This is a genomic window from Aurantimicrobium minutum (assembly GCF_029892845.1).
Lineage (GTDB): Bacteria > Actinomycetota > Actinomycetes > Actinomycetales > Microbacteriaceae > Aurantimicrobium > Aurantimicrobium minutum_B.
Map to the genome: position 1 here is coordinate 14,843 of NZ_JARXVT010000008.1, position 19,429 is coordinate 34,271.

The 19,429-nt window shown below is 56.1% G+C and carries 19 protein-coding genes and 1 tRNA gene; 15 read left to right on the forward strand and 5 right to left on the reverse strand.

Annotation, left to right across the window (positions count from 1 at the left end):
- Window positions 1-2: 2 nt before the first annotated feature.
- Together M2118_RS08630 and M2118_RS08635 are read right to left on the reverse strand one after the other, a co-directional pair.
- A complete protein-coding gene (locus M2118_RS08630; RefSeq protein ID WP_280795541.1) occupies window positions 3-950 on the reverse strand; it encodes a metallophosphoesterase in 948 nt (315 codons plus the stop codon).
- Window positions 950-3,541 (reverse strand): transglycosylase domain-containing protein, encoded by a 2,592-nt coding sequence (locus M2118_RS08635; RefSeq protein ID WP_280795542.1) that lies wholly within the window; start codon window positions 3,539-3,541, stop codon window positions 950-952. The genes M2118_RS08630 and M2118_RS08635 overlap by 1 nt, the downstream gene beginning before the upstream one ends.
- A gap of 48 nt (window positions 3,542-3,589) precedes the next feature.
- Here M2118_RS08635 and M2118_RS08640 point away from each other — a divergent pair, with 48 nt between their 5' ends.
- Window positions 3,590-3,751, forward strand: a complete 162-nt coding sequence (locus M2118_RS08640) for a hypothetical protein (RefSeq protein ID WP_204163632.1) — start codon at window positions 3,590-3,592, stop codon at window positions 3,749-3,751.
- Window positions 3,752-3,772: 21 nt separating this feature from the next.
- A complete protein-coding gene (locus M2118_RS08645; protein ID WP_280795543.1) occupies window positions 3,773-4,243 on the forward strand; it encodes a RidA family protein in 471 nt (156 codons plus the stop codon).
- Between the two features lie 68 nt (window positions 4,244-4,311).
- Here the strand turns inward: M2118_RS08645 and acs are convergent, their stop codons facing one another.
- Window positions 4,312-6,267, reverse strand: a complete 1,956-nt coding sequence (gene acs, locus M2118_RS08650; RefSeq protein ID WP_280795544.1) for an acetate--CoA ligase — start codon at window positions 6,265-6,267, stop codon at window positions 4,312-4,314.
- Between the two features lie 362 nt (window positions 6,268-6,629).
- Here acs and M2118_RS08655 point away from each other — a divergent pair, with 362 nt between their 5' ends.
- The 9 genes from M2118_RS08655 to M2118_RS08690 all read left to right on the forward strand — a co-directional run bounded on the left by M2118_RS08655 (window position 6,630) and on the right by M2118_RS08690 (window position 15,551).
- Window positions 6,630-7,544 carry a CpaF family protein gene (locus M2118_RS08655; RefSeq protein ID WP_280795545.1) on the forward strand — a complete coding sequence of 305 codons (915 nt, stop codon included), beginning with the start codon at window positions 6,630-6,632 and terminating at the stop codon, window positions 7,542-7,544.
- Complete coding sequence (locus M2118_RS08660; RefSeq protein ID WP_280795546.1) at window positions 7,468-8,391, forward strand: hypothetical protein; 924 nt, start codon at window positions 7,468-7,470, stop codon at window positions 8,389-8,391. Before M2118_RS08655 ends, M2118_RS08660 begins: the two co-directional genes overlap by 77 nt.
- Window positions 8,392-8,470: 79 nt before the next feature.
- Window positions 8,471-8,671 carry a DUF4244 domain-containing protein gene (locus M2118_RS08665; protein ID WP_280795547.1) on the forward strand — a complete coding sequence of 67 codons (201 nt, stop codon included), beginning with the start codon at window positions 8,471-8,473 and terminating at the stop codon, window positions 8,669-8,671.
- Window positions 8,672-8,690: 19 nt separating this feature from the next.
- Window positions 8,691-8,987, forward strand: a complete 297-nt coding sequence (locus M2118_RS08895; protein ID WP_432418405.1) for a hypothetical protein — start codon at window positions 8,691-8,693, stop codon at window positions 8,985-8,987.
- Window positions 8,977-9,318 (forward strand): Rv3654c family TadE-like protein, encoded by a 342-nt coding sequence (locus tag M2118_RS08670; RefSeq protein WP_280795548.1) that lies wholly within the window; start codon window positions 8,977-8,979, stop codon window positions 9,316-9,318. Before M2118_RS08895 ends, M2118_RS08670 begins: the two co-directional genes overlap by 11 nt.
- 63 nt (window positions 9,319-9,381) lie before the next feature.
- Window positions 9,382-12,204, forward strand: a complete 2,823-nt coding sequence (gene topA / locus M2118_RS08675; protein WP_280795549.1) for a type I DNA topoisomerase — start codon at window positions 9,382-9,384, stop codon at window positions 12,202-12,204.
- A 3-nt stretch (window positions 12,205-12,207) separates the two neighbouring features.
- A complete protein-coding gene (tmk, locus tag M2118_RS08680; protein ID WP_280795550.1) occupies window positions 12,208-12,828 on the forward strand; it encodes a dTMP kinase in 621 nt (206 codons plus the stop codon).
- A 39-nt stretch (window positions 12,829-12,867) separates the two neighbouring features.
- Window positions 12,868-14,037, forward strand: coding sequence for a DNA polymerase III subunit delta' (locus tag M2118_RS08685; RefSeq protein WP_280795551.1), 1,170 nt, complete (start codon window positions 12,868-12,870; stop codon window positions 14,035-14,037).
- Window positions 14,034-15,551 (forward strand): alpha/beta hydrolase, encoded by a 1,518-nt coding sequence (locus tag M2118_RS08690; RefSeq protein WP_280795552.1) that lies wholly within the window; start codon window positions 14,034-14,036, stop codon window positions 15,549-15,551. Before M2118_RS08685 ends, M2118_RS08690 begins: the two co-directional genes overlap by 4 nt.
- On the opposite strand, the gene M2118_RS08695 is transcribed toward M2118_RS08690, so the two are convergent.
- Window positions 15,548-16,315 (reverse strand): M48 family metalloprotease, encoded by a 768-nt coding sequence (locus M2118_RS08695; RefSeq protein WP_280795553.1) that lies wholly within the window; start codon window positions 16,313-16,315, stop codon window positions 15,548-15,550. The genes M2118_RS08690 and M2118_RS08695 overlap by 4 nt on opposite strands.
- Before the next feature lie 16 nt (window positions 16,316-16,331).
- Window positions 16,332-16,694: a BlaI/MecI/CopY family transcriptional regulator gene (locus M2118_RS08700; protein ID WP_280795554.1), complete on the reverse strand. Its 363-nt coding sequence runs from the start codon at window positions 16,692-16,694 to the stop codon at window positions 16,332-16,334.
- A gap of 88 nt (window positions 16,695-16,782) precedes the next feature.
- Between M2118_RS08700 and M2118_RS08705 the strand changes: the two genes are divergently transcribed.
- From M2118_RS08705 to M2118_RS08720, 4 genes are all read left to right on the forward strand, one after another.
- On the forward strand, window positions 16,783-17,289 hold the full coding sequence (locus M2118_RS08705) for a copper chaperone PCu(A)C (RefSeq protein ID WP_280795555.1): 507 nt from the start codon (window positions 16,783-16,785) through the stop codon (window positions 17,287-17,289).
- A gap of 44 nt (window positions 17,290-17,333) precedes the next feature.
- Window positions 17,334-18,593 (forward strand): Dyp-type peroxidase, encoded by a 1,260-nt coding sequence (locus tag M2118_RS08710; RefSeq protein WP_280795556.1) that lies wholly within the window; start codon window positions 17,334-17,336, stop codon window positions 18,591-18,593.
- Entirely contained in the window at window positions 18,590-19,189 is a 600-nt protein-coding gene (locus M2118_RS08715) for a copper resistance CopC family protein (protein WP_280795557.1), read from the forward strand. Before M2118_RS08710 ends, M2118_RS08715 begins: the two co-directional genes overlap by 4 nt.
- Before the next feature lie 68 nt (window positions 19,190-19,257).
- Window positions 19,258-19,333 (forward strand) — tRNA-Thr (locus M2118_RS08720).
- Window positions 19,334-19,429: the final 96 nt, after the last annotated feature.

A 19,429-nucleotide genomic window follows, 5' to 3' on the forward strand; every position in this document is an offset into this window, starting at 1 on the left:
CTCTAGCTGTCGCGGGCACTGAGAGTGACCAGAGAAGCCTCAGGAGCGCAGGCAAAGCGCACAGGAGCGTAGATAGACGTTCCTAGGCCTGCTGAGACATTGAGGGCTGCTGTGCGGCTTCCTCGTGTCCACGAGTTCAAGCCCTTGACCTTGTCACGGGGGATGTCACAGTTGGTGACAAGTGCTCCAAACCCTGGCACACAGACCTGACCGCCGTGGGTGTGACCGGCGAAGATCATTTCTGCGCCTTGAGTGACAAAGTCATTCAAGATGCGCTGGTAAGGAGCGTGGGCAACACCAATGGTGATCTCAGGTGTTACTCCATCGAGGAAATCATCCGACTGGATTGATTCCAGAGCACGTTCCATTCGGGAGAGCGAATCGAACGTGCGGTGTGGGTCATCCACACCCATGAAGTCGATGCGACGTTTACCGATGGTGAGCGACGCTGCAGAGTTGTTGAGGTTGGCCCAGCCCAAGTCTTCGGTAAAGAAGTCCATCAAAGCTGCGGTGTCGAGACGCTCGGCAACTTTCGTTGCTTTGGATGGCCCGGCAAAGTAGGCGAAGGGGTTCTTGAATTCAGGTGCAAAGTAGTCGTTGGAACCGTTGACGAACACACCGGGAGTGCCAGCGAACGCGGACAGCGTCTCCTTCAGCGCAGGAAGAGCATCCTGATGGCCAAGGTTGTCTCCGGTGTTCACAATGAAGTCAGGAGCAAGCTCTGCCAGGGATGTGACCCATGCCATCTTTCCCTTTTGCCACGGGGCAAGGTGAAGGTCCGAGATGTGCAGAACACGCAGTGGTGCCGAACCAGGTTCGAGTACTTTGGCTTCAACATTGCGCAGCGTGAACGCATTGCGCTCAACGAGGGTTCCCCAGGCCAGTGCACCCGCAGCAACCAGCCCGATGCCCAAAAGGACATCGCGGCCGATCGCTGAGGAAGAACTCATTATCCCGCTACAGAAATCACGATTGGGGTCGTGGGCTTCACGAATCCGCCAATAGGGGACTGAACTTCGACAATTCGTTGTTCGATAGGAAGTTGGCTACCTGGGCACTGAGTTGTCGAAGGTGATGGTGAAGGAGTAGGCATTGGGGTAGGTGCCGGAACCGCGCATTGCGAAGATGGGATTGGCAATGGGAATGTGGGCGACACAGTCCAACCAGCAGCGACTAAGGTACTTCGAGCTAACGCAGCTGTCATACCCACGGTGCTCGGAGGGCCGGCAACAAGGGTGTGGTTAGAGAAGTACACCTTCACTTCGCCACCCACAGCAGTGGGCTCACCAGAAGCTGGTTCTGACTTTGCCACCGTGTTGAGGGGAAGTTCAGAGTCCATTTCGCCACCATCGGTGAAGGTGAGACCGACGCTCTCGATCAGTGCTTGAGCTTGTTCCTTGGTCAGGCCCTGAATAGCAGGAACACTGACGGACTTACCCTTAACCAAGTTGGGATCTGGGGCACCAAAGGCGTCACCGCCAAACTGAGAGTTGGCGACAGTCATGATGTCGCGCCAGATGTCCTGCTTGGTGTTGTATTGGCGGCCATTAGTGAAGTCGACGCTTGAGAGGGCCACGTGCCCTGAGACGTTACCCAGCCACACAACAGTGGCAACCTTGGAAGTTGACCCCATAATCCAGTTCTGTTCCGCGTTATCGGAGGTACCGGTCTTGGCAATCCAAGGGATACCGTCACCTACGTCTGCACGGGCAGCTGTACCGCCTGGAGCGTGAACGTTTTCCATGGCGTAGGCCGCGGTGCGGGCAACAGCAGGCGTAACCGACTGAGTGCACTTGGTTTTGGGCGGGGTAATCTTCTTGCCCTTGTAATCGACGATTTCGTCGATAGCAATCGCAGTACAAGTCTTACCATCGTTCGCAATACCTGCGGTGGCAACAGCCATCGTCAGCGGTGCGATTTCCTCGGTACCAATGATGGTGGAGGGGTTGGACTTGAGGACGTTGTAGTCCGCACGGTGAACACCGAAGGCTTCTGCATCCTTACGGATGTTACAGAGGTCCATCTTGGACGCCATGGTGATGAAGTTGAGGTTGTAGGAGTTCTTCAACGCGTTCATCACCGTGGTGGTGGAGTCGAAAGCACCCGCATAGTTCACAGGCTTCCAGTTGGGGCCACCGGTTGGCTCACAGCTGTTCTTGAACTCGGACATCTTCCAGTCCTTGACCTTGCCGGAGACAACTTCATTCAGGCCGTGGCCCTGCTTGAGCCATTCGATCAGGGTGAAGATCTTGTAGGTCGAACCCACGGGGAAACCGGTTGAGCTACCGTACTTGCTGTCGGTGTTGTAGTTCACCGAGGTGAAGTTTGCGCCCGAGGCAACAACCTCAGGGTCAGAGGAATAGTCCTTGCTCTGAGCCATGGCGAGAACACGTCCTGTTCCAACCTGAACAGAAACCGCAGCACCAGCAATGTCACCCTCGGGGACAATCTTGGGGACACGATCATTGAGAGCAACCTCAGCGGCGGTCTGCATTTCAGCATCCAAAGTGGTCATGATCTTCCAACCACCGCGCTGGAATGCTGCCCAGCGCTCATCTTCGGTTGCGCCGAAGGCGGGGTCGTTCTTGATGATCCAAGTGACGTAGTCACAGAAGAAGGCAGCTCCACCAGCAGTCTGGCAACCGGTGCTGGAGGGGGTGATCACGGGAGTGACAGGTTCTGCGATAGCAGCCTTGTATTCCTTGTTGGTGATCTTTCCTTCAGCAAGCATGCGGGAGAGAACATAGTCGCGACGGTCCTGGTTGTATTGCACGTTCTCAGGAATATCGATGCGCAAGTTGTTGGGGTTGTTCACGGTCGCCAGCAAGCTTGCAGACTGCGCGAGAGTGAGGTCCTTGGCCTTGACGCCGTAGTAGTACTCAGCAGCAGATTCGATGCCATACACACGACCACCGAATGAGGCGATGTTGAGGTAACCGTTGAGGATCTCATCCTTGGAGTACTTGGACTCGATGCTGATCGCCAGCTTCATTTCCTTGAGCTTGCGCTCAATGGTTGTTTGGGTCGCAGCGTAGTAGGCAGCCTTACGAGCATCAGGGTCAGCAATTTCTTCGGCACGCATCACCAGAATGTTCTTCACATACTGCTGGCTGATGGAGGAACCACCCTGCACATCTCCACCAGTTGCGTTCGAAATGATGGCACGGGCAGTACCAATCAGGTCAACACCGCCGTGCTCATAAAAGCGAGGGTCTTCGGTTGCGATGGCTGCGTCAATGACGTAGGGGGAAATGTCTTCAAGGGGAACCGTGATGCGGTTCTGGGCATAGAACGAAGCAAGCAGAACATCTGAACCGTCAGCACGCTTGGCATACATGCTCGACTTTTCTGCCAAGTCATTGATCTTGAGGTAAGCGGGGAGTTCGTCAAAAACACCCAGGGCGCTGTTCGTTGTAACACCAGTGACGGCAATAGCGGGGGTCACTGCAGCGGCAATCAAGACTGCTGCAACGGCACTCATGCCGACAAATGCGAGCAGCCCTCCGATGATTCCTGAACGCGAAGGCTTCTTGGCAAACATAGACTCTAATTTAGCCGGAATTGCTGAGAAAAGACCGAACGGAGACTCATGGCCGCCATCAAGTGGGAATACATCACCACTCCGCTGCTTATTCACAACACCACTGCGATTTTGAACACGTGGGGTTCAGAAGGTTGGGAGCTCGTTCAAATCGTTACTGGCCCCGAAGGTGGCCTCGTTGCCTACCTCAAACGACCACTGGCTGAATAGCTTGAGAAACTAAGGAAAACCATGACAAACATTGACGCTCGTCTTGCCGAACTCGGCATTGACATCCCTGATCTCGTTCCTCCTGTCGCGGCATACACTCCTGCCGTGATCCACGGAGACCTGGTCTTCACCTCAGGTCAGCTCCCCATGGTCTCTGGCGCACTTCCTGCCACCGGCAAGGTGGGCGAAGGCCACGGCCTCATCCCTGCATCGGATGCCAAAGAGTATGCACGCATCTGTGCACTCAACGCGCTCGCCGCTGTGAAATCAGTTTTGGGCGATCTCAACCGTGTAACCCGTGTGGTCAAGGTTGTCGGTTTCGTCTCCAGCGATCCTGGTTTCTCCGGGCAGCCTGGCGTAATCAACGGCGCTTCTGAAGTTCTCGGTGAGATCTTCGGTGACGCGGGTGTCCACTCACGTTCAGCTGTGGGTGTTGCCGTGCTTCCCTTGGATGCGCCTGTTGAAGTAGAAATCATCGTTTCGTTCAAGTAATTCTTGGAATTAACTCAAGAACCCCCAGGCCACTGGCCTGGGGGTTCTGTGTGTGAGCTTCGTGTTGTTTAGTGAACCTGTGCGCTGATGATGCTGAGCACACCTGTGTCGGTCAGGGTGGTCGTGTCCCCAATTTCACGACCTTCAGCGACGTCTTGAAGCAGACGACGCATGATTTTGCCGGAACGAGTCTTAGGAAGTTCTTCCACGATGTAGACCTTCGAGGGGCGAGCAATCGCACCAATCTGATCCGAGACGTGCTTGCGCAACAGGGCGCTTGCTTCCTCAGGAGTCTGGTCATCCACGTGGCTCTTCTTCAAGATCACGAAGGCGACAACTGCCTGACCGGTAGTCTCATCTGCGGCACCCACCACTGCTGCTTCAGCAACAATGTTGTTACCCACCAGTGCAGATTCAATCTCAGCGGTGGAGAGGCGGTGACCGGAAACGTTCATCACGTCGTCGACGCGGCCCAAGAGCCAGATGTCGCCGTCGCGGTCATAGCGAGCACCGTCGCCAGCAAAGTACTTGTCGCCGAACTTGTCCCAGTAGGTTTCCTGGAAACGAACGGGGTCGCCCCAGATTCCACGGAGCATGGCAGGCCAGGGCTCAGAGATGACCAGGAGGCCACCGGAGTTCTTTTCCTGAGGTACGCCCTGCTCATCCACGATGTCGATCACAACACCGGGGATGGGAACCTGTGCAGAACCTGGCTTCAAGGTGGTCACTCCAGGGAGAGCAGCGATCATGATGCCGCCGGTCTCGGTCTGCCACCAGGTGTCCACGATGGGAGCCTTGCCGCCACCGATGATGTCGTGGTACCAAATCCACGCTTCAGGGTTGATGGGCTCACCCACGGAACCGAGAACGCGAATGCTGGAGAGGTCAAACTTTCCAGGGATTTCGCGGCCGAGCTTCATGAATGAGCGGATTGCAGTGGGAGCGGTGTAGAGGATCGAGACCTTGTACTTCTCGATGATTTCCCACCAGCGACCAGGGTGAGGTGCGTCAGGGGTGCCCTCGAAGACAACTTGGGTTGCACCGTTTGCCAGTGGTCCATAGACCACATAGGAGTGACCGGTAATCCAGCCCACGTCAGCGGTGCACCAGTACACATCGGTGTCTGCGTGCAGATCGAAGATGTTCTTGTGAGTGAACGCAGCCTGGGTGAGGTAACCACCAGTGGTGTGCAAAATACCCTTGGGCTTACCGGTGGTGCCCGAGGTGTACAGGATGAAGAGGGGGTGCTCTGCAGGGAATCCCTGAGCTACGTGCTCAGCGTCAACGCCAGCCTTAGCATCGTCCCACCACAGGTCGCGACCTTCGGTCCATGCAACCTCGTTCTCGCCACGCTTGACCACGAGCACGTTGGTCACGGAGCTTCCGCCGCCGTTGGCCTCAAGTGCTGCGTCAACGGTTGGCTTGAGGGGGAAGACCTTGCCCTTGCGCCATCCACCATCAGCGGTGACCACAAGCTTGGCTTCGGCGTCATCGATGCGGCTGCGCAGGCTGTCTGCGCTGAAGCCACCGAAGACGACGGTGTGCACTGCACCAATACGAGCAGACGCCAACATGGTGATGACAGCCTCGGGGATCATGGGCATATAGATCGCAATACGGTCACCGGCATTTACGCCTAGTGAAAGAAATACGTTGGCGACGCGCTTCACTTCAGCTGTCAATTCGCTGTATGTGTATACACGCTGGTCGCCGGGCTCACCCTCGCCGTAGATCGCGACGCGGTCTCCGCGGCCTTCGAGCACGTGACGGTCGAGGCAGTTGTAAGCCACGTTGAGCTCACCGTCATCGAACCACTTTGCTACCGGAGCATCGCTCCAGTCGAGCACGCGAGTGAAGGGCTTGTGCCAGTGAAGGAGTTCCTTTGCCTGCTTATCCCAGAAGCCGAGGCGGTCCTTCTTGGAATCTGCATACAAGTTGGCCTGGCCAACTGCCTGTGCTGTGAATTCAGCGCTTGGTGGAAAGCGACGCTCTTCGTGCATCAGGTTGTCAATATTGTTGCTCATGTCGAGCACCTCACTTCATTGGGGGGCGACTAAAACTCGTACTAAGTCTGTACTGAGATTACCCCCAAATGCACACTTTGTATACAAAGTGACTTTTTAGACGCGGGGTACAGGATATTTCACCTGAATATGTCGTATAGTCAAATAGTTCAGAGCTTCGTATCTGACTGGTGGCGCCGCCGATTCCCCCAATCTGGCGCCACAAAGGCGACACCGTTCCCCCCAACTGGTGTCGCCTTCCACCGTTAAGCGACTCGTACGGATACGTACGCCCAGTCCTCCACAGGGGCAAAAGGGGTACAAACACCCCCAAAACAGGTAAAAAATTCCCATCTGATGAATATTTTGCCTATTTTGGCCGGATGCTTGCCCATTTGGATGCCCACCTCCGTAATCCCCGGATTACCGACGTTCTCATCTCCAGCAATGCCGGATTGTGGGTCGACAGTGGGGCTGGGTTAGAGCAGGATCACAGCTGGTCGTATACAGAAGCAGAGATCAGGTCCCTCGCGGTTGACCTCATCGGGCGGGGTGGACGTCATATTGATCAAGCCCACCCGTATGTAGATGTTCGCCTTCCAGGAGACATTCGAGTCCACGCGGTGCTTGCTCCCGTAGCTAGTTCAGGCACAACCATTGCACTGCGCATTCCCCGCACATCCCAGCTCAGTTGGGAAGAGCGAGTGAGTTCGGGATTCATGACCGAAGTTCATCAGGAGTTTCTGCTCGAGTGCGTGGAGCGCAAGCGCACTGTATTGATGACAGGAGCTGCAGGCTCGGGAAAGACTGCACTGCTAGGGCATCTGCTCTCGAGCGTCCCTGCCACCGAACGAATTGTTGTTCTGGAGGATGTTGCTGAGCTTCAGATATCTCACCCTCATGTCATTGCTCTCGAATCTCAGCAGGCAAACATCGAGGGTGCGGGCGGGGTGAGTATTGAGCAGCTCGTGCCACAAGCCCTGCGCATGCGCGCAGACCGACTCGTGCTGGGGGAGTGCCGAGGCGCTGAAGTGGGTGCTGTCCTCTCTGCCCTCAACACGGGCCATGCAGGAGGAGGTCTCACTTTGCATGCCAACTCTTTGTCGGACGTTCCTGCACGCTTGATCACTCTGGGGTTCCAGGCAGGGATGAGCCCTGAACTGGTGGGGGCTTTGGTGAGGGGCGGGTTAGATGTTGTTGTTCATCTGGAGCGAGGTGAACATGGCAGACGTATTGCAGCACTGGGTGAATTTATTCAGGGCGAAGGTCCACTCGCTCTCCGCGAGCTCACCCTCTGAAGCCGAACAACACCTGCGAACACTCGCGGAGAAAACCCGACTGGTATCCGCTCTGGTGCGGGCAGGACTTCCACCTCGCTCGGCAGCCGAACATGCGGAGCTCGCCTTTGAGGAACTCAGTCGAGCTCAACCGTCAACCCCGGAAGCATTCTTGGGCGACGTGTGGAACTTCGCTCTCACGACAGGCGCTGCTCCAGCTGCGGTGTTGGAGGTGTGTGGCCAGGCGTTGAGTGAAGCTGCCGAGAACGCGAGGCAGGCTCGGGTTCATCTAGCAGGTCCACAAGCGGCTACGCGTCTTGTCATGGTGTTGCCGTTACTTGCGCTCGCAGGAGGAGTCCTTGCTGGATATGACCCCCTCAAGTTTCTTCTGGGTTCACTGCCGGGCTGGTGTGTTCTGTTCTTTGCTGCAGGAATGGTGTTTCTCTCCCACAGGTGGTCGCAGCGCATGCTGACTCGTGCCCAGAGATGGAATTGGTCGAGAGGGATGGCAGCTGAGGTGATGGCTCTGTCACTCACTGCAGGACAGTCCTTGTCTCACGCTCGGAGATGGGCTTCCGAGGTAGCTGAGCAGTATTCAACTCACGCCGAGATCTCGTGCGCTGAACTGGCCCAGTGCGATCGGTTTGTGCATTTGGCTAGTCACACCGGAGTTGCTCTCTCCTCACTCTTACGAGCTCAAGCACACCTCGAACGCAACGCGGCACGAGAAGAAGCTCAGATGCGGGTGGAGAAGCTCTCTGTGCAGCTGATGATTCCGCTCGGGGTGTGCGTATTACCGGCGTTTATTGCCGTTGGAGTCCTGCCTTTAGTCGCGAGCGTGATCTCCTCCACAGCGCTGAATTCTTGAGTGAATTCCACCTCTTATATAGAGGTGCGATTTCCAGGCAACACCGTGAGCTGTGATGGGCATGAAAGGTGTGGTGAACATGACAACAAACAACCTCAAGAAAATCATTCGAACTCTCAGGCACTTCCGCTCCGAGGCCGGCGCAGCCACGGCTGAATACGCCATCGCGACGATGGCGGCGGTGGGGTTCGCCGGACTCCTCGTTACGATCTTGCGTGGGGATGAAGTGAAGCAGATCCTCACGGACATGGTTCGCCGTGCTCTCACGTTCGGAGGGTAGTGTCACGGCCGAGTTGGCGATGGTGCTCCCTGCGATTGTGCTGGTGCTCGGGGTGTGTCTCCAGGCAGTGGGTGCCTTAGGTATTCAACTGACCAATTCTTCACTGGCACGGCAGGCTGCCAGGGAACTCTCTAGGGGAGTGGACATCACACTCGTGAATACGTCCATGGCAAAAGCCAATCCGCGTGCGACGCTTCGTCACTCACACGAAGGTGAGTTGGTGTGTGTTTCCTTGGTTCAATCAACAGGTGTGGGGCCGCTGTCTTGGGTCCTCTCTGAGGTGCACGTCCGCGAATGTGTGATCAATGCGCAATGAACATGGTTCGAGTGCAGCAGCGACCCTCATTCTGGTCGGCGGGGTCATTTCTGTGACATCTCTTCTACTTTTTTTCGGAACAGCATTCCTCACCCTGGAGAGGGCACAGTCTTTTACGGATCAGGCTGCCCTGGAAGCAGCAGATGCTGCTTCGGGACGCATCCCCGGATATCCCTGTAATCGCGCGGAAAGACTCGCCAGTAAGAATAATTTCTCAGTAGAAAAATGTGAGGTGCAGAGTTTGATCGCCCGGGTGACCTTGCAGGTCACCGTGTTGGGTTTTGTGACCCAGACACGAGCCAAAGCAGGACCAAAAAATGAGCTTCCGTGATTGACGAACTCAAATAGCCGTGTATCTTGACCTTTTGGAACGCAACTTATTTCGGAGGAATGCTTGTCCAACACTAGAAAGCTCGTCATCGTCGAGTCACCAGCCAAAGCCAAGACCATTGGCAAATACCTCGGTGACAACTATGAGGTGCTCGCATCAGTAGGTCACATCCGTGACTTGCCCAAGCCCAGCGAGCTTCCTGCAGACATGAAAAAGGGACCCTTCGGCAAGTTCGCTGTGAACGTTGAAGATAACTTTGAGCCCTTCTATGTGGTCTCCGAGAACTCCAAGAAGACTGTTGCGGAACTCAAAAAAGCACTCAAAGATGCCGATGAGCTCTACCTCGCAACTGATGAGGACCGCGAAGGTGAAGCAATCTCCTGGCACTTGCTCCAGGTGCTCAAGCCCAAGGTTCCTGTCCACCGCATGGTGTTCCACGAAATCACCAAGGAAGCTATTCAGGCTGCCCAGGAGAACACTCGTGAGCTCGACACAGCCCTGGTAGATGCTCAAGAAACACGACGAATTCTCGACCGCCTCTATGGCTGGGAGATGTCAGATGTGATGCGTCGCCGCGTTGGCCCTGGAACTTCTGCAGGTCGCGTTCAGACTGTTGCCCTGCGACTGGTGGTTGACCGTGAACGTGAGCGCATGGCGTTCAATTCCGCAAACTACTGGGATCTACTCGCAACCCTCGGCACCTCGACCGAAGGATCCACTCAGTTCGAAGCCAAGCTTGTTCGCGTTGGCGGCAGCACCATTGCCTCCGGTAAAGACTTTGATGACAACGGTCAACTGACCACCAAGGCCACTCTGCTGAGTGAAGAAGCTGCTGTTGCACTGGCGGCTGCTTTGCGTGAAGCAAGCACAGAAATCGTCGTTGCAGGCCTGGAGACCAAGCCATACACCCGTCGTCCTTCAGCACCGTTTACGACCTCAACTCTGCAGCAGGAAGCTTCTCGCAAGCTGAAGTTCTCTTCGAAGCAGACCATGAGCGTGGCACAGGGTCTCTACGAAAACGGGTACATCACCTACATGCGTACTGACTCGCCTTCCCTCTCGGGGCAGGCGATTGCAGCAGCTCGTACCCAGGCCACCACTTTGTATGGTGCAGACCAGGTCGCTGATGCACCTCGTCAGTACTCGGGCAAGAGCAAGAACGCTCAAGAAGCGCACGAAGCTATTCGTCCAGCAGGTGAAACCTTCAAGACTCCATCGGAACTGCAGAACGTTTTGCGCGGAAACGAGTGGAAGCTCTACGACCTGATTTGGAAGCGCACTGTTGCTTCACAGATGGCAGATGCCAAGGGGCAGACTGCCACCGTGACAGCCAAGGCAACACCTGCTTCGGGAGACTTCGTTGAGTTCACCGCCAGTGGCACTGTCATCACCTTCCGCGGCTTCCTCAACGCGTATGAGGAAAGCACGGACGAAGAGCGCAACGCTCAGGATGCTCAGGCTGAAGCCAAGCTGCCCATCATGACCGAAGGTCAGAAGCTCGTCCTCGCTGATGTTGAGGCCAAGGGCCACGACACCACGCCTCCACCTCGTTACACCGAAGCAACCCTGGTGAAGAAGTTGGAAGAGCTCGGTATTGGTCGCCCCTCTACATATGCATCGATTCTGGGTCTGATCGTGGACCGCGGATATGTGACCCCGAAGGGTTCGGCATTTGTTCCAGCATGGGTCGCGTTCTCCATCGTTCGCCTCATGCAGGAGCACTACACAGACCTGGTTGATTACGCCTTCACCGCCGAGATGGAAGAAGATCTCGACAAGATTGCTGGCGGTGTGGGTACCGGCTCTGAGTGGCTCAAGAAGTTCTACTTTGGTGAACCTGGTCACCACGGCCTGCGGGAAATCCTCGACAACATCGGGGATATCGACCCTCGTGAACTCAACACCTTCCGCATTGGCGAGAACGGTGCTGCCATCCGCGTGGGTAAGTATGGCCCCTACATCGAGGTGACCAACCCGGATGCTGCCGAGGACGAAAAGCCTCGCATCGTGAACATTCCCTTGGACATGGCACCCGATGAGCTCACTCCCGAAAAGGTTCAAGAACTCATCGATGCACCGATCGTCACCGACCGCGTGCTGGGTGTGAACCCTGACAACGGCAAGACGATTGTGTCTAAGGATGGTCGCTTCGGCCCCTATGTCACTGAGCTGGAGCCAGAACCCGAGGTTGCTCTCGATGAGGCAGAGATTGACCCCGCCACTGGCGAGGTTGTCGAAGTCAAAAAGAAGAAGCGCGTCGCCAAGGTCGAGGTCATCAAGCCCCGCACTGCTTCGCTTTTCAAGAGCATGGATCCCGGCACGGTGGACCTCGAGACCGCACTCAAGCTGCTCAACCTTCCTCGTGAAGTGGGTGCTGACCCCGAGTCTGGCGAGATGATTCTGTCCCAGAACGGTCGCTATGGCGCCTACCTCAAGAAGGGCACCGACACTCGCTCGCTTGAGAATGAAGACCAGATCTTCGGAATCGACCTAGCAGGTGCACTCGAACTCTTTGCTCAGCCCAAGTATGGAGCTCGCAAGGCAGCCAGTGCCATCAAGGAATTCGACGCTGACCCCGAAAGCGGTAAGCCCATCAAGATCAAGGATGGTCGCTTCGGCCCTTATGTCACCGATGGCACCACCAACGCCACGATTCCTCGCGGTGAAGTTCCTGAAGAGATTGACTTTGATCGCGCCGTTGAGTTGCTTGCAATCAAGCGTGCCAAGGGACCCGTTGTCCGCAAGAAGGCTGCTGCAAAGAAGCCTGCGGCCAAGAAGAAGGTCACCAAGAAGGTCGGCGACACCATCGTGGTGAAAAAGGCCGGGGCCAAGAAGGCGGCCACCACACTGGGTAAGTCAGGTATTTCCTCTAAGGCAAGCGAGTAGACGATGTCCGGGTTGTTCATCACCTTTGAGGGTGGAGACGGTTCGGGCAAGTCCACTCAGGCTGGTCTTCTAGCAGAGTGGTTGACCGAACAGGGACGAACTGTTGTTCGTACCCGGGAACCCGGTGGCACTGATGTGGGCGTGGAGGTGCGTAACCTCGTGCTTCACCACCGTGGAGACATTGACCCCCGCGCTGAAGCTCTGCTCTATGCAGCCGACCGTGCACATCACGTGGCCACGCTGGTGCGTCCCGCACTGGAGCGTGGCGAGGTCGTCATCCAGGATCGCTACTTCGATTCCTCCGTTGCCTATCAGGGTGCTGGTCGTGTCCTCGACGCGAAGGAAGTGCGTGATTTGTCCCTATGGGCGACCGACAGCCTGTTGCCTGATGTGACCGTATTGCTCGATCTTGATGAGAACCTTGCCCGCACGCGTCTTGATGCTGCGGATAAGCCTTTTGATCGTCTCGAGAACGAGAAAGCAGAGTTCCACGCCCGTGTGCGTGCTGGATTCCTTGCGCTCGCTGAGGCTGAACCCGAGCGGTTCCTTGTCCTTGATGCTTCCAAACCAGTGGATGAACTAGCCGCAGCAATTCGTGCCCGTGTTGAAGCTGAGCTGTCCTAGTCCCACTTCTCTGTCAGTTACTCCCGGTAGCCTTGAGCTATGAGCGTGTGGGATGAACTCGTTGGCCAGCAAGAGGCCATTGATGTATTCCGTGCTGCCTCGCAGTCGGAGCTAGCTTCGGCAACTTCCCATGATTCCGCCATGACTCACTCATGGCTGGTGACGGGTCCTCCTGGTTCTGGGCGTTCCAATCTGGCCTATGCCTTTGCCGCGTCACTGCTGTGTCGTAATGGTGGCTGTGGCACCTGTGGCGATTGCAAGCAGGTTGCGGCACGAACACACCCCGACCTTGCCATGCTGACGACCGAGCGTGTGATCATCTCTATCGATGAAGTGCGTGCTCTCGTGCAGAGCTCACAGTATTCACCTGCGGTCTCGCGCTATCGGGTCATTGTGATTGAGGATGCTGACCGCATGGCTGAGCGCACTTCCAATGTTCTCCTCAAGGCTCTTGAAGAACCTCCTGAGCGCACGGTCTGGATACTCTGTGCTCCGAGTGAAGCAGATCTGATTCCCACCATTCGTTCACGCGTGCGCTCAGTCCGTTTGCGTGTGCCGAGCGTTCCTGACGTTGCAGAGTTGATTGTTACCAGAGACGGCGTGGATGCGGTCACTGCAGAACGCGCTGCTCGCCACGCCCAGTCCCACATCGGGATGGCTCACCGTCTGGCAACCAACCCTGACGCAGCAGCACGGCGTGAAGAAACAGTTCGTCTGGTGCTGGGCATCATGACCGTGCGTGAAGCGGTGCTTGCCGCTGCTCGCATGATCGAGATCGCCACTGATGACGCAAAGGCGATCACCGAAGAGCGTGATGGTGTTGAACTCGAGCAGCTTCGCCGTTCGATGGGTATCGCCGAAGGCGATGCGATCCCGTCCAACCTGCGCAGCCAAGTTAAGGGTCTGGAAGAACAGCAGAAGCGTCGTGCCACGCGAAGCCTGCGAGATGGTTTGGACCGCATCCTTGTCGACTTGCTTTCGGTCTATCGCGACGTGCTTCGCCTGCAATTGGGTGTCAGTGATGAGCTCATCAACGTTGAGTTTGAATCTGAGCTCCGCGCTGCGGCATCTGCACGCTCCAGCGAAGACACCCTCGCCACGATGGAAGCCATTGGTGTGGCCCGTGAGCGCATTGATGCCAACGTGGCACCGGCACTGGCGATGGAAGCACTCTTGATTCGCGCTTCGCGTTCCGAAGTTCCTGCATGAGCATAAAGGCAGCTTTCAGGGCCGTCACTGTTGCCCTCGTGGCATTGACCTTGACTGCATGCTCAGGCGGTGTTGTCCCGGAACCGTCACTGCCCCCTGAAACCATTCCTGCGGAGTACCAGGTCTATTACTCACAAACCCTCGAGTGGACGGATTGTCACGAGGACATGGAGTGTGCAACTGCCGTTACACCGCTCGACTGGGCTGAACCTGCTGGAGAAACCATTGAGCTCGCTCTGGTGAAGCACCAGGCAAGTTCTAAAAACAAGTTGGGCTCACTCTTTGTGAATCCTGGTGGCCCAGGTGCTTCCGGTGTGAACTTCGTCGCCGATTCTCTCGACTATGCCGTCAGTGGTGCGGTCCAAAAGAACTACGACGTGATTGGGTTTGATCCACGTGGTGTCGGCGCATCTACGCCAGTGGTGTGTGTTGATTCTGACGCCCAGATGGATGAGTTCTTATTTGGGGCTTCTGAGACGGTGCGAGAAAGCCCAGAGTGGTTTGCTGAGCGTGAAGCTGCCAGCGCTGCTTTTGCGCAAGGGTGCCGTGATCGCACAGGTGATCTGCTTGCCCATGTCGACACGGTGAGTGCAGCACAAGACCTGGACATGTTGCGAGCAACGGTGGGGGACCGCCAGTTGAACTACTTGGGATATTCCTATGGCACCTTGCTGGGGGCCATCTATGCCGAGAACTTCCCGGGCAACGTTGGACGCATGGTGCTCGATGGTGCTCTCGATCCCTCTTCGTCGAGCTTTGATGTGAATCTCACGCAGTCCATTGGGTTTGAGAATGCTCTCCGTTCCTACGTGGCGGATTGCCTTGCCGGTTCTGATTGTCCTTTCACAGGGACGGCGGATTCCGCGATGACCCAGATTGGCCAACTGCTTGCAGGCTTGGATCAATCGCCTCTGACTGCCTCAGATGGACGCGTGCTCGGAGCCGATTCGATGCTGACGGCAATCATCGCCCCGCTCTATGACAAGCAAGCGTGGAGCTATCTCTCTGATGTGTTTACTGCCGTCTATGAGGGGGATGCAGATCCTGCCTATGGCTCGGTGGATTGGTATTACAACCGCACTGAAAGCGGAACGTATTCCGATAACTCAACCGAAGCTTTCCTTGCCATCAACTGCTTGGATTATCCGGTGAAAACGGATCCTGCACAGTGGGCTGCTGACGCCAAGGTGCTTGCAGAGAAAGCACCTGTCATTGGGCCTTATCTCGCCTATGGTGATGAACTGTGCTCAAACTGGGCATTCCCTGCTGTGATGACTCCTCAGAAGGTCACGGCACGTGGCGCTGGAGACATCCTGGTTGTTGGCACAACAGGTGATCCGGCAACACCCTATCGCTGGGCACAAAACTTGGCAGCTCAGCTCGAAGGTGGTCACCTCGTGACCTACACCGGTGAAGGCCACACGGCATATAACAAGTCAAACGCCTGTGTGAATGACGCGGTGGATGGGTTCTTGTTGCGCGGGAAAGTCCCCGCGAGCGATCCTCAGTGCTAGCTCTCTAGACGAGCAATTCGTTCTTCCACCAGCGCGCTCGTGCCAAAGCAGGCACGGAGTGCCTGGGCAACGGTGTGGCGAGAGAACTTCTGTGCTGCGGCGTCATCTGCCAAGAGTTCAGTGGTGATGCGAGTAGCTTGCGCCATGCGCTCACTGGCTGAGAATCCGGGTGCAACCGCCATGGCAAGAACTCCGGCAGCCCTCACTGTCCCATGGCGCTGATCGAGGTGAGCCTGCTCATGAGCCAGTGCTGCTTGGAGGAGTTCAGGGCTGAGTGTGGAGATGATCTCGGAGCTGACCATGACGCAGTTCGCACTGGGCACAGCCATCAATACCGTTTCAGAGGAGTCGAAAATCATCACGCGGTGACCGGAGAGTTCTGTGATTTTTCCGCGGGGAATCAGGACCGCGAATTGTTCGTCGAGCTTGCGTTTGGCAGCACGAAGTTCGCCAAGTGCTGCGCCGAATCGGAAGACCAAGACTCCTAGTACTCCGAGGGCTATCCAGCCGAAGACGTTCTCCAGGATGGGCATGAAGATGCGTGCTGAGTTATCTTCCACGACATGTTGAGCCAGTGCACGGGAAACCAAACCAATAAGTGCTGTGAGCAAAGAGAGTGCAGCTATGCCGAGGGAAATAAACCAAGCATAGAGAACAAAGCCTGGGCGCTTACTCACTAATTCAGGGTTCGCGAGGGCGCGCGGAACGAACAACGAAATTGCGGCATAGATCGCAATCAGAAAGACAATTGTTCGAAGTTCCATCACGTCAAACTAACTGTTATTCGCTCTTGTCGATGGCCTTACGCAGGAATGCGCGGTCTTCTTCAGAAAGTGAGCCCGCGAAATGGAGCAACGCGGCAACCTGGTCGTCGGCACTCTGCAAAGCAGAGGTCATGGTGCTCGCGACGTGGTCGATTCGGCTCTGTGCGGCAGCGAAAGTTTGGCTGCGGCCACCGGTGGAGTTCTTCACAACCTGCCCTTTGGCACACATGCGATCGAGCACAGTGATGAGGGTCGTGATGGCAGGAATCTTTTCCGTGAACTGGGCTTGGACTTCTTTGGCGGTCATCGCCACATTGTTCTGCCACAGGATGGTCATGATGTCGGCTTCGAGTTCGCCTCGGTTGCGTTGAGTGGTCATGAGTTCTCCTGAGTTGCTTGTTCTACGACTTGTAGAATACTATCAGTGTTCTACGTAACGTAGAATATACCTGAACAAAGGATTTGCATTGAAGAACTCAACTTCCGCAACCAAGCGCGGACTTTCACTCGTCGCTGTTGCTATTGCAGCACTCGCTCTCGGGGGCTGTGCACCAGCTACCCCAGAGCCGGTCACTCCCACTGCTTCCGATGTATGGATTAAGGCAGTTCCTGAACTCATGGACGGCATGGCAATGACCGGCGTCTTCATGACTCTCGAAAACCCCTCCGATGAAGACATCGTACTCGTCGGCGCTACGAACACCACTGAAGGTCTGACCGAGACCCCCATGGAGATCCACGAAGTCGTCAAGAACGATGCTGGTGAAATGGTCATGCAGATGGTTGAAGGCGGAATTGTGATTCCTGCGAAGGGATCCGTCACTCTCAAGCCCGGTGGATACCACGTCATGTACTGGGATCTCCTCAAGCCCATTCCCGTCGGCAGCCACGTCACTTTGACCCTGGAGTTCTCCAACGACACCACCCTGGACGTTGACGCCGTCGCCCGCGATATCTCCACCTACGCAGGCTAAGGAACGCCCACCGAGCTCTCAGTTGAGCTTGTTAGGTTAGAACTATGACTCAGACGCCAGCAGAAGAAAGCGAAACTCCGGGAGTTGTCTCCCGTCGAGGTTTCCTTGCTTCTGCTGGCGTCGTTTCTAGTTATGTCGCAGCAGGAGTTGCGGGTTTCGCGGGCGGTGCCCTCACCGTCAACGCCGCGCAGGCATCAACTCCTGAAAAGGAAGCTCAATTACGAGCTGGACAACAAAGTGCCACCATCCCTTTCTATGGGGAGTATCAAGCCGGGATCATGACCCCGCTTCAGTCGTATGGCACGTACATGGCTTTCACGCTGAACCCCAGCACCACGCTCTCCCAAGCCCGCAGCATGATGCAGTTGCTCACCGATGACGCAGCGCGCTTAGGGAAGGGAAAGCCAACCCTTCCTGACGGAGAGCCCTATCTGGCCACCGAGCCAGCACGACTGACCTCGACCTTTGGTTTTGGTCCTGGCTTCTTCACCAAACTGGGATTACAAGGAAGTATTCCTGCGGGCTTTACCGAACTGCCCTCCTTCTCCATTGACAAACTTCAGCCCGAATTCAGCGGCGGCGATCTTGTCATTCACGTGGGTGCAGACAACCCCCTCACGGTTGCCCACGCTGCGCGTCAGCTCAGCCGAACGGCACACACCTTTGCCGAGCCCGCATGGTCTCAATCGGGATTCAACCGCCCGCAATATGGGGTTGCTTCCGATCAGACCGGTCGCAACCTGTTTGGTCAGGTCGATGGCACCGTCAACCCTCGTTCTGCCAAAGAATTCGATAGCCAGGTCTGGGCAACTTCGGGACCCCAGTGGTTCAGGGATGGCACCTGCCTGGTTGTTCGCCGCATCCAGATGGACTTTGCTGGCTGGGACAAGCTTGACGACACCAAGAAGGAAACGGCCATGGGTCGCAACCTCCACAACGGTGCCCCTTTGACTGGGACTAAAGAATTCGACACACCTGACCTCAAGGCCACATACGAGAACGGGATGCCTGTCATTGCTTCCTTTGCTCACGTGCGCAGAGCAAAGACAGACAATCCTGCAGAGAAGTTCCTTCGACGCCCGTTAAACTACGAGGACGGCTTGCTTCCTTCGGGAGAGCCGAACGCAGGACTGATTTTTGCCGCATACATGACTGATATTCAGAAGCAATTCGTTCCTGTTCAGCAACGTTTGGCAGACTTAGACCTCATGAACACATGGACGACCCCCATCGGGTCTGCAGTTTTCGCACTTCCTCCTGGCTGTCAGCCTGGAGGCTATATCGGAGAAGGACTACTCGGATGATTCGTCGCTTTACAGCTGTCATTGCCACCGCATTAATGGCACTCGTCGTTGTTCTAGGAACATCGACGATGGCCTCTGCACACTCCGACACGTTCCAATCGGTTCCTGCCAATGATGCTGTGGTCTCGACGCCGGTAGTAGAACTTCAGTTCACGTTCGTAGAAGCTGTGGCGCAGGAATTCGCCCCCGAAGTCTCTCTGGTGAATGCAGACGGTGCTGTTGCTGAGTTAGGTGCTCCCACCTTCGATGTGACCGGCGCCACTATGACCGTGCCTGTTGTTGCTGGTGCGTTGCCTAACGGCAGCTACACCGCCAGCTACCGCATTGTGTCTCAAGACGGACACCCTGCCTCTGGCTCTATCGCGTTCACCGTCGAAGGCTCCGATGCTGATCCACTGTCCGAGGCAGTGCCTGCAGAGGAAGAAGCAGTTGTGACGGAAGCAGATGAAGAACTCATGGTGACCTCCAGCGGCGCTGAAGGCGACAACGGTCAACTTCAGCTTGCTTTGGGCCTTGGTGCCGCTGGCGCAGTTGCTCTCGCTGCTGTGTTGGTGATTGTGGCCCTGCGTCGTCGTCGTAATTCTTCTGGGAACTAGTTACCTCAAGTTTCAGCTCAAGAATCAAGCTACTAAGCTTGAAAACTGTTCCGCTTTGTGCGGTTCGCGCCGCCTTAGCTCAGTTGGTAGAGCGATTCCCTCGTAAAGAATAGGTCAGGGGTTCAATTCCCCTAGGCGGCCCCATTGTGATGAGTCGGGACCTTGTTGACAAATGAGTCCCGACCTTGTTGACAAAATTATGAAAGTCCAGGCCATCGGCCTGGACTTTTTAGTTGGTCT

Bases quoted from the DNA above. Each gene is read 5' to 3' on its own strand.
- M2118_RS08630 (WP_280795541.1), bottom strand. From the start codon at position 950: ATGAGTTCTTCCTCAGCGATCGGCCGCGATGTCCTTTTGGGCATCGGG.
- M2118_RS08635 (WP_280795542.1), bottom strand. From the start codon at position 3,541: ATGTTTGCCAAGAAGCCTTCGCGTTCAGGAATCATCGGAGGGCTGCTC.
- M2118_RS08640 (WP_204163632.1), top strand. From the start codon at position 3,590: ATGGCCGCCATCAAGTGGGAATACATCACCACTCCGCTGCTTATTCAC.
- M2118_RS08645 (WP_280795543.1), top strand. From the start codon at position 3,773: ATGACAAACATTGACGCTCGTCTTGCCGAACTCGGCATTGACATCCCT.
- acs (WP_280795544.1), bottom strand. From the start codon at position 6,267: ATGAGCAACAATATTGACAACCTGATGCACGAAGAGCGTCGCTTTCCA.
- M2118_RS08655 (WP_280795545.1), top strand. From the start codon at position 6,630: ATGCTTGCCCATTTGGATGCCCACCTCCGTAATCCCCGGATTACCGAC.
- M2118_RS08660 (WP_280795546.1), top strand. From the start codon at position 7,468: ATGGCAGACGTATTGCAGCACTGGGTGAATTTATTCAGGGCGAAGGTC.
- M2118_RS08665 (WP_280795547.1), top strand. From the start codon at position 8,471: ATGACAACAAACAACCTCAAGAAAATCATTCGAACTCTCAGGCACTTC.
- M2118_RS08895 (WP_432418405.1), top strand. From the start codon at position 8,691: ATGGTGCTCCCTGCGATTGTGCTGGTGCTCGGGGTGTGTCTCCAGGCA.
- M2118_RS08670 (WP_280795548.1), top strand. From the start codon at position 8,977: ATGCGCAATGAACATGGTTCGAGTGCAGCAGCGACCCTCATTCTGGTC.
- tmk (WP_280795550.1), top strand. From the start codon at position 12,208: ATGTCCGGGTTGTTCATCACCTTTGAGGGTGGAGACGGTTCGGGCAAG.
- M2118_RS08685 (WP_280795551.1), top strand. From the start codon at position 12,868: ATGAGCGTGTGGGATGAACTCGTTGGCCAGCAAGAGGCCATTGATGTA.
- M2118_RS08690 (WP_280795552.1), top strand. From the start codon at position 14,034: ATGAGCATAAAGGCAGCTTTCAGGGCCGTCACTGTTGCCCTCGTGGCA.
- M2118_RS08695 (WP_280795553.1), bottom strand. From the start codon at position 16,315: ATGGAACTTCGAACAATTGTCTTTCTGATTGCGATCTATGCCGCAATT.
- M2118_RS08700 (WP_280795554.1), bottom strand. From the start codon at position 16,694: ATGACCACTCAACGCAACCGAGGCGAACTCGAAGCCGACATCATGACC.
- M2118_RS08710 (WP_280795556.1), top strand. From the start codon at position 17,334: ATGACTCAGACGCCAGCAGAAGAAAGCGAAACTCCGGGAGTTGTCTCC.
- M2118_RS08715 (WP_280795557.1), top strand. From the start codon at position 18,590: ATGATTCGTCGCTTTACAGCTGTCATTGCCACCGCATTAATGGCACTC.